Origin of the sequence: Pseudoalteromonas sp. BSi20652 (assembly GCF_000239855.1) — a bacterium.
In the GTDB taxonomy this organism is placed as follows: domain Bacteria; phylum Pseudomonadota; class Gammaproteobacteria; order Enterobacterales; family Alteromonadaceae; genus Pseudoalteromonas.
In genome coordinates this window covers 56,259-69,322 of the sequence record NZ_BADT01000169.1, presented here as the reverse complement: position 1 = coordinate 69,322, position 13,064 = coordinate 56,259, and the positions used below count along the sequence as shown (strand labels likewise).

The following is a 13,064-nucleotide window of genomic DNA, read 5'->3' as shown; positions in this document are numbered from 1 at the left end:
TAATAATACAAAGATGATCGATCCTGAGTTTGGTTTTTTTGGTCCTGCTGGGTTCGATATTGGATCTTTTATTGGTAATTTACTTTTAAATTACTGCGCACAATACGGGCATATTGAAGATTTTGTGGCTCGTCGTAATTACCAAACCCACTTATTAAGCACCCTTGTTGAATGCTATACCTTATTTGAACAACATTGGCTTACGCTTATAAATGATCACACTACTGATAATTCGCTAAAGGTTACAGGCTACGGTGAATACTTTATAAAAGGGGTACTACAAGACGCCATTGGTTATTGTGGTGCTGAGTTAATTAGGCGCACCATAGGGCTCGCACATGTAACCGATATAGATAGTATTGGTGATGAGAAGGCGCGTCTTATAGTGCAACAACAAACATTAGCACTAGGCGAGCAACTTATTTTGAATGCCCAAACATGCGACAACAAAGAAGCATTTTTTAGTTTATTAATAAGCCAATTAAACTAAAAACACTAAAAAAGGCGCTATTAGCGCCTTTTTTAGTTAGTTAAAGCTTACTTGTAGTTTTCGTAAATTTTATCAAGCGGTTCTGATAAACCGCTTTCTTGCACTATACGTACATGCTCACGTTTTAATTCGCGTGCACTAGTTACACCACAAGAATGGGCTATTAGCCCAGCTCCGTAATGAATGTATTTATTATAGTTAGCTACTCGCTGCGCTTTATCAGCTACATTTAAGCCGCGTTGCAAACGCTCATTATGTGTAGTGATCCCGGTTGGACAGGTATCTTTATTACATTGCATTGCCTGAATACAGCCCAGTGCAAACATATGACCACGTGCCGATACAACAAAATCAGCACCCAGTGCTAACGCCCAGGCAACTTTTGACGGAACAATTAATTTACCTGAGGCGATTATTTTAATACGCTCTCGCAGCCCATGTTTTTCAAGCATGTTAACCACAAGCGGTAAACTTTCACGCAGTGGTAAACCGACCGAGTCCATAAGCGGTTGCGGTGCTGCACCCGTCCCCCCATCAGCACTATCTATGGTAATAAAGTCAGGCGCTGACTCTATCCCACGGTGATTTATCTCAGCGAACAACGTTTCTAACCATCCATAGGCACCAATTACCGCTTTAAACCCTGTAGGCTTACCTGTCGCGTTACGTACAGTGGCAATCATATCGAGAATATCGGCTGGATTTTTAATTTCAGGATGACCATTGGGGCTAATAGAATCTTGCCCTTCTGGTATACCCCTAATTTTAGCTATTTCGGCGTTAACTTTGCGCCCTGGTAACATCCCGCCTTTACCTGGTTTTGCACCTTGGCTCATTTTAAGTTCAAACATTTTTACTTGTTCGTGAGCCGCTATTTCTTTAAGTTTTTCAGTACTTAAATTACCATGCTCGTCTCGTACCCCATATTTAGCGGTACCAATTTGGAAAACGATATCAGCCCCCCCTTCCAAATGGTAAGGGCTTAACCCCCCTTCACCGGTGTTCATCCAACAACCTGCTAGTTTTGCCCCTTTTGATAAGGCTCGTACAGCTGGCTTTGAAAGCGCACCAAAACTCATACCCGATACATTGAATAACGAATTAGTTGTATAAGGTGTTTTACAGTATGGACCCAAAGTGACATTACTAGGGTCGAGTGCCTCTTCATCTAGAGTAGGAAAAGCACAGTTCATAAACATAACCGTACCTGTTACTTCTAAGCTTTGCGTAGAACCAAACGCAGCCGTACGATCAACATCTTTTGCGGCACGATAAACCCAGCTTCGCTCTGCGCGGTTAAACGGCATTTCTTCTCTATCTTGAGCAAAAAAGTACTGTCTAAAAAACTCCCCTTGGCGTTCAAAAAAATATCGAAAGCGACCAATAACAGGGTAATTACGTCTAATAGCATGCTTTGTTTGCGTTACATCTCGAATATAAAAAATAATAACAGTAAGCACAACGAACCCGAGTACAACTATAAACATACTTGCAAATATATCGATACTAAACATTATAAAATTGCTCATTTATGACCCTTGGTGATTTTTAAAATAATACCTAATAAATACTGACCGTTTAAATGAACTAAATGACTCATCATAATTACTAACCTGCTTGCCTAAATAAATACTTACCAACACACCAGTAACTTAAATAGCTATAAAAACAACTCAGTACCTATTTTTTAAAATTATACTTATTTACTCTGCAGCTTAACTGATTCATTTTTTATATACATGCGTACTTGTGTTTCTAGCACTGATAAAGGCACTGAACCATGACGTAATATTTGATGATGAAATTCACGAATATCAAAGCTTTTCCCTAGTGTATGTTCTGCCTCAGCCCGTAAACGCTTAATAGTAAGCTCACCTATTTTGTACGAAAGCGCCTGTGCAGGCCATGTTATATAACGATCGGTTTCTGTTTTAACGTTATGCAGCGAAAGTGCTGTGTTTTCGCTCATAAAGTTCATGGCACGCTGGCGACTCCAGCCATACATATGCATACCCGTATCAACAACTAAACGTGCCGCTCGCCACATTTCATACGTTAAACGACCAAATCGACTGTATGGATTTTCATAAAAGCCAGCTTCAATTCCTAAGTATTCTGAATAAAGCCCCCAACCTTCACCAAATGCCGAAAGATAAGCATCACGACGATAACTAGGTAGGCTTTCTAGCTCTGCATTGAGTGATATTTGTAAATGATGACCTGGTACAGCTTCGTGTAGAGTCAACGCCTCTAAAACATACAAAGGACGCTTATCCAAAGCGTAAGTATTTACCCAATAATACCCTGCTTCATCATCTCGATTAGAGCCAGAGTATCGTCCTGTTGTGTATTTAGGAGCAATACTGGCTGGCACAGGTGCTACACCATAAGGTTTGCGCGGTAAGGTATGAAATAACTTAGGCAGTTGTGCATCCATTTTTTTAGCGATATAAGCTGCTTCTTTTAAAAGTTGCTCTGGTGTTGTGGCATAAAATTGTGGATCGGTACGTAAAAAGTGGATAAATTCGGCAAACGTGCCTTTAAAACCTACCTCTGCTATTACGTCTTCCATTTCACCACGAATACGAGCAACTTCTTTTAAGCCTAGCTCGTGGATCTCTTTTGGTGTCATGTCGGTAGTGGTGTAATACTTAGCTCTGTTTTTATAAAAGGCCTCGCCATTAGGGGTTTCTGATATGCCAATACTTGTGCGTGCATTAGGTCGATACTGCTGTGTGAAAAACACTAAGTAATTTTTATAAGACTGTATAACCTCTTTTTTTATAATGTTTTTAGCTTTTTGTTGTAGCGCTTTAAATTCACTGACACTCAAACCTGCTGTATTAGTTAAAAAAGGTTTATAAAACTCAGATGTAGTTACATCGTCAACAATATAAGCATTAATTGAATCTTCATAACCTTCCAATACAGCCTTAGGTTGAGTAAGCCCTGTATCAAGCCCTCTTTTCATCCAATACATGTTTTGCTCAAAAAAGCGTGGAACTTGCGCCAATCGTGCAAGATACATTTGGTAATCTTCCGGGTTTTTATATTGAGAGCTGTTTATTATGTACGACAAACCAGAATGAAACCCATATTCAGAGGTGAGCGGCATATAGTGCGCATTAAATGCATATTCATCGACACTGTTTTGCACTTGAGCTCGAATTATATTGAAGTTAATTTGATTTTCGTCACTTAACTTTGCAATGTTAACTGAGTCTAGGTCTGCAAGTAGACGCACTTTACTTTTATATTTTTGTGCCAAAAATTCAGCTGATAAATTTGGTAACAAATAGCCTTTAACACCTTCTGTATTGCTATAAGGATTTACACTTGCTCTGTAATCAACAATACTTTTAGCTACCTGAGTAAATTGTTGATCGGGATTTGGCATTGTCACTTGGCATGCACTTAATGAGCACAAAACGGTGATACCAAATAAAGATTGACGAAGTGGCTTAATAAAAAAATGATTCATTATAATGTAACTTAGCAGTGTTATTAATTTCACAAAGCTATCGCAGGCTAAATAAATAGCAAGTAAATGAGACCAACTTTAATTAATAAACTTTACTAAAAACAAGTGTATTAAAGTGATAAGCGACACTAACAGAGTCAATAATAAGCTTAATTGATGAGAAAAACAGCTATCAAGCCGCTAAAATGAAATTTAAGTTCCCTTACTTCTGTTTTTACTTTTAAATGACGCACATAACGATTACTGTAGTAAAAATAATAAATAGCTCGGACGCATAACCGCCTCATGGAATGAGATATTTAAATTTGCACTTATGCGTACTTAGTTGGTATATAAAAAATGATGTTCCATGATTCCATGGCTATTGCTCAAGAAAAAATGACTAAAGTGTGTGTTTTTTTAGAGCGTTATGCACTCCCACCTACGCCGCTGAATTATCAAGTTATATATACTTATACAAGCCAAGTAGATGTAAAGCTAAATAAAGCATTAGATCGTGCCATAGCAACTGATGAAAATATTGATAGCGTATTAATTGAACAATTATATTTTGAATTTTTAAATGCAGGACACACAACACAAGTGTCGATGATTCAAAACGTAGACGGTGTAATAAACTCACTTTCTAAAAATGCAGAAAATACAGAAAAACAAATTATGCGTTTTGCAGGCCAAGTAAGTGAATGTGTACATACGCTGGATGAAAACAACATAGAACAAAGCCGCCAAGCGCTTGAGTTGCTTAATAGCCAAACTGTCGAATTACTCAACCAACACAAGCAGTTTAAGCAAGAACTTAGTAAAGCTAAGCAATTGCACAATAAAACACAAAAGCAGCTAACTCAGCTACGTAAGCAACATATTATTGATAGCCAAACAGGGCTTTATAAGCGCCATTATTTAACGCAACAAACCCAAGTGTGGACTAATCAACAAAAGTCTATTTGTGCAATAGCGATTCAAATTGACAACTTAGATCACTTTGTTGATAACTACGGCGATATTATTGGCGAAGTTATTTTAAATAAAGTAGCAAAGCAAGTTCAAAAATACGTATTTCAAAGTGGTCTACCGGGGCGCACAGCTAAAGCTCAATTCACCGTACTATTAGCTGATATTGATCCTAATACGGCTAACGTAATTGCTGAAAAAGTACGTAATGGCGTAGAAAAGCTGCGTTTTGTTAGCTCAAAAACAGGCGCAAAACTTCCTACAATTAATTTATCGTTAGGTATTGCGCAACATGATAAGTTGGATGATTTTAATCAGCTAGCCAAAAAAGCATCTCAAGCCGCCTTTAAAGCACGCTCACTTGGGCAAAGCTGCTTTACCGCAGGGCAATAAGTCACCTGATAAATCATATTCAAATTGCGCCTGCAGTACACAATAAAGTACACTAGTGTTTATTGCCACGATAGAGATTGATCATGAACGAAACACCTGAAAAAACAACGCATTTTGGCTATAAAACAGTAGCCGAGAACGAGAAAGCCTCAATGGTTGCAGACGTATTTCACTCAGTCGCAGCAAAATACGATGTAATGAATGATTTAATGTCTTTTGGTGTGCATCGCTTATGGAAACGTCAAACAATTGCCAGCTCTGGTGTTCGCAAAGGTCATCATGTACTTGACTTAGCTGGCGGTACAGGCGACTTAACCGCTAAATTTAGCCAGTTAGTGGGCGAAACAGGTCAAGTTGTTTTAGGTGATATCAACTCATCAATGCTTAAAGTTGGCCGTGAAAAACTGCACAACCTTGGGTTAGTAGGCAATATTGACTACGTACAAATGAATGCCGAAATGCTGCCATTCCCAGATAACAGCTTTGATGTGATCACTATTGCTTTTGGTTTGCGTAATGTAACCGATAAAGACAAAGCGCTTCGTTCTATGTACCGAATTTTAAAGCCAGGTGGTCGTTTACTCGTATTAGAATTTTCTAAGCCTGAGCATGAAGTACTTAGCAAAGCTTACGATTTTTACTCATTCAATTTATTACCAACAATGGGCAAGCTAGTTGCTAACGACAGTGAATCGTATAAATATTTAGCTGAATCAATTCGCATGCATCCCGATCAAGATACTTTAAAAGCAATGATGGATGATGCTGGTTTTGAACAAACAACATATCAAAACCTTACCGGTGGTATTGTTGCACTTCATCGTGGTTTTAAATACTAAGGCTAGTAGTTATGGCGCTTGAGAAAATAACAAAAAGTAATAACGATGCAATGCCATCTGAACTTTTTATGTTACCTAATTTTGTACTTTCGCTTATTGAGCGCATACTAAATCAAGCACTTAGCCTCGACCCACAATTATCTCAAAAGCTAGGCACAGTTAAACATCAGCGTTTAGTGGTTGAAATAAGAGATTGGCAACAAAGCATTCAACTTGTTTATAGCGCTGAGCAATTACACTTATACAGCACTCAAAGTAACGAAAGCGCAAATTGTATGATCAGCGCAGATATAGACACACTTTTAGCGCTTAAAAACCCAGCTATGCTTACCCAATTAATTCGTCAAGATAAGCTCGACTTACAAGGCGATTTAAATATTGCGCAAACTTATAGTAATGCGTTTTCAGGCATTGATATTGATTGGCCTGAACAGCTCTCTAGATACATTGGCGATACCCCCGCTCAGCAGTTATATCTGCACTTAAAAAAACTAAAACAAACGAGCAGCAAAACCAATACTAAAATAAGTACCATGCTTACAAGTTTATGCCAAGATGAGCTCGCAATTACTATTCATCCATTAGAACTTGAGCAATTTAAACAAAAAAATAGAGAACTCAAAGGTCAAGTCGCTGCAGTTGAGCAGCGTATAAATACCCTGTTAAACTCTTTTTTCCCTTCAAACACCCGCTAAGGATTTTTTGTGTCGACTGCACGTTTATATAACATCACCAAAACGTTACTTAGCTATGGGCTAGACGAGCTAATTCCAAAACATAAAATACCTTGGTTTGGTAAAGTAGCTCGTGGCAGTTTGTTTTGGCTGCGTAATCAGCACAAAGAAAAACCTGCAGGACTACGCTTACGTTTGGCACTACAAGAGCTTGGTCCTGTTTGGATCAAATTTGGCCAAATGCTCTCTACTCGTCGTGATTTACTTCCTCATGATATCGCTTTAGAGCTTGCGTTTTTACAAGATCAAGTTCAGCCATTTGAAGGCGAACTTGCACAAAAAATAATTGAACAAGCACTCGATATTAATGATATTAGCGAACTGTTTAGTGAATTTTCACAAACTCCGCTGGCCTCTGCATCTATAGCGCAAGTACATACAGCAAAGCTTATTGATGAGCAAAACATTGAGCAAGATGTAGTCATTAAGGTTATTAGACCCAATATTTACGAGCAAATTAATGCTGATTTAGCGTTAATGGAAAAACTCGCCAAGGCACTTGCAAAAGTACATAACGAATCAAAACGCCTACGCCCAGTGGAAGTGGTTAAAGAATATAAAAAAACACTGCTTGATGAGCTCGACTTAATGCGAGAAGGTGCTAACGGCATTCAACTAAAACGTAACTTCGAAGACTCTGACTCGCTTTATATCCCTGCAGTTTATAGCGACTATAGCCGACATAATATATTAGTAATGGAGCGTATTTACGGTATACCTGTCTCTGATACGGATGCATTACTGGCACAAAACACAAATATGAAATTACTTGCAGAACGCGGTGTAGAAGTCTTTTTTACACAAGTGTTCAGAGACAGCTTTTTTCATGCTGATATGCACCCTGGTAATATTTTCGTATCGCGTGAGCATCCTGAAAACCCTAAATATATAGGTATCGACTGCGGTATTGTTGGCACACTTAGCAAAGAAGATAAGCGCTATTTGGCTGAAAATTTTATCGCCTTTTTTAATCGTGATTATCGTCAAGTTGCACAGTTACACGTAGATTCAGGCTGGGTTCCGTACGATACAAGCATTGAAGAATTTGAATTTGCGATTCGCACCGTCTGCGAGCCTATATTTAACAAGCCCCTTGCTGAAATTTCGTTTGGTCATGTACTCGTTAATTTATTTAATACTGCCCGCCGCTTTAATATGCAGGTACAGCCTCAGTTAGTACTGCTGCAAAAAACGTTATTATATGTCGAAGGTTTAGGCCGACAGCTCTATCCACAATTAGATTTATGGAAAACAGCAAAGCCGTTTTTAGAAGATTGGGTTAAGCAGCAAGTTGGACCGCTATCAGTATTGAAAAAAATGTATGCTAATTTGCCCTTTTGGGCAGAAAAAATGCCCGAACTGCCTGATTTAATTTATCAAAATTTAAAGCGTGCACCACACACACAAATACAGGTACAAAAGGCATCTCATAAACCTTTAGTGTTAAGTTTGTTTGGTAGTGCTGCTATGATTATCTCGGCGCTTTGCTACCTACAACACGATTTGGTAGCCGCAAGTATTGCAATAACCTGCTCTACAGCTGCCTTTATAGCAGCATGGTGTAGCGAATAAACTAAGTGCTATTTACGCTAGTGGGCGTATAATTAGTATTTAAAATATACATTTAATTATTTTATAGATTGGAGAAAACCATGGGCTCTATAGGTATTTGGCAATTATTGGTTGTTTTAGCAATTATAGTTTTGCTTTTTGGCACTAAGAAATTACGCGGTATTGGTGGTGATTTGGGTGGTGCAGTTAAAGGCTTCAAAAAAGCAATGTCTGATGAAAAAAGTACGGATAAAGACGCAGCCGAACAAATTCAAAAATCAGAAAGCTCCGCTCCAAGCGAATCAGTTAATACTGAAAAAACTAAAGACAGTAACAAGGTTTAATTTGTATGGGAATGTGGGAGCTTGTTATTGTTTTTATTGTTGGCTTAGTTGTGCTGGGTCCTGAACGCCTACCAGTGGCTATTAGAACTGTGAGCCGCTGGGTAAAAACAGCTAAATCTCTGGCTAACTCAGTAAAAGCTGAAATAAGTGAAGAGTTACGTGTACACGAATTACACGAAAATCTAAAAAAAGCCGAGCAACAAAATTTAAAAGACTTAAGCCCTGAGCTACAAGATTCATTGAGTGAATTACAAAAAGCAGCCCAATCAGTAACCCATAGTTATAAAAAAAATCATACTGACACACCTAATAATCACCCTATTGATGAAAAAAAGTGAAATTAATTTCTCACTTCGTGGTCAACTTACTACATGGTATAAAAAATAATGGCTGAGGAAGAAAAATCAGGGTTTGTAGCTCATCTGATTGAGTTGCGAGATCGGCTTATAAAAGCACTATTAAGCATTTTCGTTATTTTTCTTGCAATAGTATATTTCTCCAACGATATATACACATTTGTTGCAGCACCGCTGGTTGCTCACTTGCCAAGTACTGCAACCATGATTGCCACTGATGTAACCGCACCATTTTTTGCCCCCTTTAAGTTAACGTTGTTTGTGGCTTTATTTGGGTCGATTCCATGGATATTGCATCAAATTTGGGGGTTTATAGCACCCGGTTTATATCAACACGAAAAACGCATGTTAATGCCAATCCTCGCATCAAGTATAATATTATTTTATGGTGGGATTGCATTTTGCTACTTCCTGGTACTACCGATTATTTTAGGCTTTTTTACAAGTGTAGGTCCAGAAATGATGACTCTTGCGCCGGATATAAGTAGCTATTTAGGGTTTGTGTTAAAACTGTTTTTTGCATTTGGTGTTGCATTTGAAATTCCAGTGGCCATTATGCTGCTATGCTGGAGTGGTGCAGCAACGATAGAAAGCTTAAAAGAAAAACGTCCTTATATCGTCGTGGGTGTTTTTGTAATCGCGATGTTTTTAACACCACCCGATGTACTATCACAAACATTATTAGCGATACCTATGCTTCTTTTGTTTGAATTAGGTCTAATTTTAGCAAAATTTTATACCGCTAAACCACAAAAAGAAATTGAGGAATAAAATGAAAAAAAACTACTTTCACTACTCGTTTTATTGAGTGCGCCTACATTTGCTGCGCAAACAGAATTTAATGTTCAGGCCTTACAAGCATGTAGTTTTATTGAAAACGACTTTAACCGATTACTTTGCTATGACAATACAATTGCTGGTAAATCATTAACAAAGCCAACAATAACAAAAACGCTCACTCCACCGACCGCTAATAATGTACCTCAAGTCGTAGCTGCAGCACCAATTCAAGCAAAGGCAAAAGCTGACAATTTTGGCTTAGAGCATAAAGAAGACCACACAGAAAAAGACAGTGAAATAAAAGCGATTATAACGTCTGTTGATAAAGCCCCATACGGCGAGCTGATTATTACTTTAGATAATAACCAAAAATGGCGACAAATTGGTTCTGATAGCATGCGTTTAAAAGAGTCAGATTCGATTACCATTTCTCGAGGCGTATTTAACTCATTTTTACTTAGTAAAGATAGTCAAAATCGCTCTATTCGCGTTAAACGAACAAAGTAATGTCTTATTCTTTGGTTGATGCTGGAGTTAATTTAACAAATCATCAGTTTGATGATGAGCATTTAGAGGTTATCACCCGCGCTAAAAACGCGGGTGTTGAAAGAATGTTGCTTATTGGTTGCGACATTTTATCGAGTGAACAATCTTTAGCACTTGCTAAAACCTATCAACAGTTTTCAACCGCAGGCATTCATCCTCATGATGCCAAAACAGCGACCGATTCGCTAGAAAGCCAATTAACAGAGCTTGCCAGTCAGCAACAGGTTGTTGCCATTGGCGAGTGTGGGCTTGATTATAATCGTGATTTTTCCCCACGCGATGTACAGCGTAATGTTTTTAGACGCCACCTAGCGCTTGCTGAAAAATTAGATTTACCTGTTTACTTGCATGAACGTGATGCAAGTGACGATATGCTGAGCATTCTAAGAGAGTTTAATATTCGCGGTGTGCTTCATTGCTTCACGGGTAACTCAGCAGCCCTAAAGCAATATTTAGATTTAGGTCTGTATATTGGTATAACAGGTTGGGTGTGCGATGAAAGGCGCGGTAAAGAGCTTCAACAATTAATACCAAGCATCCCACTTGAACGCTTACTAATTGAAACTGATGCGCCATTTTTAATCCCTCGTACTGTTAAACCAAAACCTAAATCACGTAAAAATGAACCGTCATTACTTCCTTATGTTTGCCAAACGATTGCTAAGCTATATCAAATAGAGGAAGAGGTCGTTGCAAAACAAACGACTGAAAACTTTTATCGTGTTTTTGGCTTAGAAGCACGTTAATGAACCACGCCAAAGCATTGCTTAGTATGTTGATGCTATTTTGCACCTTTTTTTCGTACGCTAATCCAGTAATAATACAGCACGGCTTTAAATATCAAGATATTAACGAGCTGCATTACTCTTTTGAACCTACATCACTATTAAGTGCACAACAAAGTAACCAAGAACTTTGGCATAAAAAACTCAATAAGCCATTAAACCTAGGGTTGGAGCAACGCCCTGTATGGCTAGTATTTAAAATAAAAAACACGCTTAATTATAATACAGAAAACCTACTTTTATTAAATAATCCCTTACTCAACGATGTTCAGGTGTTTCACCTTGATGATTCAAAACTGCTATCGCGCACTGAGATAGGAGATACATATGCGTTTAATAAACGAGAAATTAAAAGTGAATCTCTACTAGTAAAATTAATAAACCCTGCGAATAGTACAACAACCGTCATTCTCAGAGTAACGAATAGCGCTGGTTTACGAGTGCCTTTAACTTTATGGCAATCCGATGCTTATTTAGCTCATAAAGGTAAACTTAATTTAATATACGGTTTATTGATCGGGTTCGTATTCTCTCTAGCTGTAAGTTGCCTTGTTCTATTTGGCTTCTCACGTAAACACTACTTTGCTTACACAGGTATGATTGCGTTTACATTAAGTTTATTGCTAGCTTATTTATGTGGATTTGGGCTCAGGTATCTGCATCCTAACTTGCCTGCACTTCAGCAAGTAATGATCCCCACTTTGATCATACTCATTACTTTATTGTTTTTACCTTTGCAGAAACAAGTTTGCCGTCCAGCGCATTCTCTATTATTGACCACACAAAAAAGTGTTATTAGCTTATTAGCTGCTTCACTGTTGTTTATATGGATGCTACCTAATTACCTAATAATCTTATTTTGTTTAATAACAATCCCAATTGCATTGAGTTTTTACATTGCGACTACATTTTTATGTATACGTAAAAACCCTTCAAAGCCAAATAAAGCACTGGCACTCTCGCTTGTTTTTTTCTTGGTAGCTATGCTTTATTTTATTGTTACTGTTATGGGTTTATATCCATTTAATAGAAACTGGCTCACCTTTGTATTTATATGCTTTTTTAGTTGCACATTTTGCTTATGTTACTGCGTAATGAAACTATTTATCACAAAACGCGATGAGCATATAATTATGCAACAGACCCTGATTGCAGAGAGTGCAGCCCAAGATACTTTATTGAAAGAACGATTTGTATTGCAAGAAGAAGCTCAACAAGAACTTGAATCGCTAGTTGATGCTCGGACCTTTGAGTTACAAGTAACGCTTAGAGAACTTGAAGAAAAAAATAGAGAGCTTGAACAGTTAAATACAGAAGATGCATTAACTGGCGCAAAAAATCGTCGTTTCTTCGATAAAAAACTAGTGATGGAGCTTCGCCGCTCTCGTAGAGAGCAAACGCCACTGAGTATTATTATGCTTGATATAGATAGGTTTAAAGCTATTAATGATACGCATGGGCACTTAGCTGGTGATCAAATAATCAAAGCAGCATCTAAAATTATTAAAGACAACTTAAAACGCCCGCTTGATGAGGTAGCCCGATATGGCGGGGAAGAATTTGTTGTATTGCTTCCTAATACTCCAAATCAAGGGGCATATGACATAGCGCAGAAAATACGTAAGAAAATTGACAACAAAGCAATCACTGTTGCTAACACGGATATTAAATTTACCATTAGCGCAGGTGTTTACACCGCGATAGCTGATGATATTAATAACCCTGAAGCTTTTACCGAGTGCGCCGACAAAGCGCTTTATTACGCGAAGCAGCAGGGACGTAATCAAGTTATTACTTTTCCATTACCACAGTAG

12 protein-coding genes and 1 pseudogene are annotated in these 13,064 nt (G+C 38.0%); 11 read left to right on the top strand and 2 right to left on the bottom strand.

Features of this window, described 5'->3' with window-relative positions; genetic code table 11:
* A pseudogene (locus tag P20652_RS05160) lies at window positions 1-490 on the top strand (S-methyl-5-thioribose kinase); the annotation flags it as partial.
* A 47-nt stretch (window positions 491-537) separates the two neighbouring features.
* Here P20652_RS05160 and P20652_RS05165 read toward each other — a convergent pair.
* Together P20652_RS05165 and P20652_RS05170 are read right to left on the bottom strand one after the other, a co-directional pair.
* The gene (locus P20652_RS05165; protein ID WP_033017725.1) at window positions 538-2,019 is read right to left on the bottom strand and encodes an FMN-binding glutamate synthase family protein; all 1,482 of its coding nucleotides are present in this window, start codon (window positions 2,017-2,019) and stop codon (window positions 538-540) included.
* 170 nt (window positions 2,020-2,189) lie between these two features.
* Window positions 2,190-3,971 carry a DUF885 family protein gene (locus P20652_RS05170; protein WP_008170667.1) on the bottom strand — a complete coding sequence of 594 codons (1,782 nt, stop codon included), beginning with the start codon at window positions 3,969-3,971 and terminating at the stop codon, window positions 2,190-2,192.
* 357 nt (window positions 3,972-4,328) lie between these two features.
* Between P20652_RS05170 and P20652_RS05175 the strand changes: the two genes are divergently transcribed.
* The 10 genes from P20652_RS05175 to P20652_RS05220 all read left to right on the top strand — a co-directional run bounded on the left by P20652_RS05175 (window position 4,329) and on the right by P20652_RS05220 (window position 13,064).
* Complete coding sequence (locus P20652_RS05175) at window positions 4,329-5,315, top strand: GGDEF domain-containing protein (protein ID WP_008170665.1); 987 nt, start codon at window positions 4,329-4,331, stop codon at window positions 5,313-5,315.
* An 83-nt stretch (window positions 5,316-5,398) separates the two neighbouring features.
* On the top strand, window positions 5,399-6,154 hold the full coding sequence (ubiE, locus tag P20652_RS05180; protein WP_008170663.1) for a bifunctional demethylmenaquinone methyltransferase/2-methoxy-6-polyprenyl-1,4-benzoquinol methylase UbiE: 756 nt from the start codon (window positions 5,399-5,401) through the stop codon (window positions 6,152-6,154).
* Between the two features lie 11 nt (window positions 6,155-6,165).
* Window positions 6,166-6,849 (top strand): SCP2 domain-containing protein, encoded by a 684-nt coding sequence (locus tag P20652_RS05185; protein WP_008170661.1) that lies wholly within the window; start codon window positions 6,166-6,168, stop codon window positions 6,847-6,849.
* A 9-nt stretch (window positions 6,850-6,858) separates the two neighbouring features.
* A complete protein-coding gene (gene ubiB / locus P20652_RS05190) occupies window positions 6,859-8,460 on the top strand; it encodes a ubiquinone biosynthesis regulatory protein kinase UbiB (protein WP_008170659.1) in 1,602 nt (533 codons plus the stop codon).
* A gap of 80 nt (window positions 8,461-8,540) precedes the next feature.
* A complete protein-coding gene (tatA, locus tag P20652_RS05195) occupies window positions 8,541-8,783 on the top strand; it encodes a Sec-independent protein translocase subunit TatA (RefSeq protein WP_008170658.1) in 243 nt (80 codons plus the stop codon).
* Window positions 8,784-8,788: 5 nt separating this feature from the next.
* Window positions 8,789-9,121 (top strand): Sec-independent protein translocase protein TatB, encoded by a 333-nt coding sequence (tatB, locus tag P20652_RS05200; RefSeq protein ID WP_008170656.1) that lies wholly within the window; start codon window positions 8,789-8,791, stop codon window positions 9,119-9,121.
* 48 nt (window positions 9,122-9,169) lie between these two features.
* The gene (gene tatC / locus P20652_RS05205) at window positions 9,170-9,910 is read left to right on the top strand and encodes a twin-arginine translocase subunit TatC (RefSeq protein WP_008170655.1); all 741 of its coding nucleotides are present in this window, start codon (window positions 9,170-9,172) and stop codon (window positions 9,908-9,910) included.
* Window positions 9,911-9,943: 33 nt separating this feature from the next.
* Complete coding sequence (locus P20652_RS05210) at window positions 9,944-10,426, top strand: hypothetical protein (protein WP_008170653.1); 483 nt, start codon at window positions 9,944-9,946, stop codon at window positions 10,424-10,426.
* Window positions 10,426-11,211 (top strand): TatD family hydrolase, encoded by a 786-nt coding sequence (locus tag P20652_RS05215; RefSeq protein ID WP_033017723.1) that lies wholly within the window; start codon window positions 10,426-10,428, stop codon window positions 11,209-11,211. Before P20652_RS05210 ends, P20652_RS05215 begins: the two co-directional genes overlap by 1 nt.
* A complete protein-coding gene (locus P20652_RS05220; RefSeq protein ID WP_008170650.1) occupies window positions 11,211-13,064 on the top strand; it encodes a diguanylate cyclase in 1,854 nt (617 codons plus the stop codon). Before P20652_RS05215 ends, P20652_RS05220 begins: the two co-directional genes overlap by 1 nt.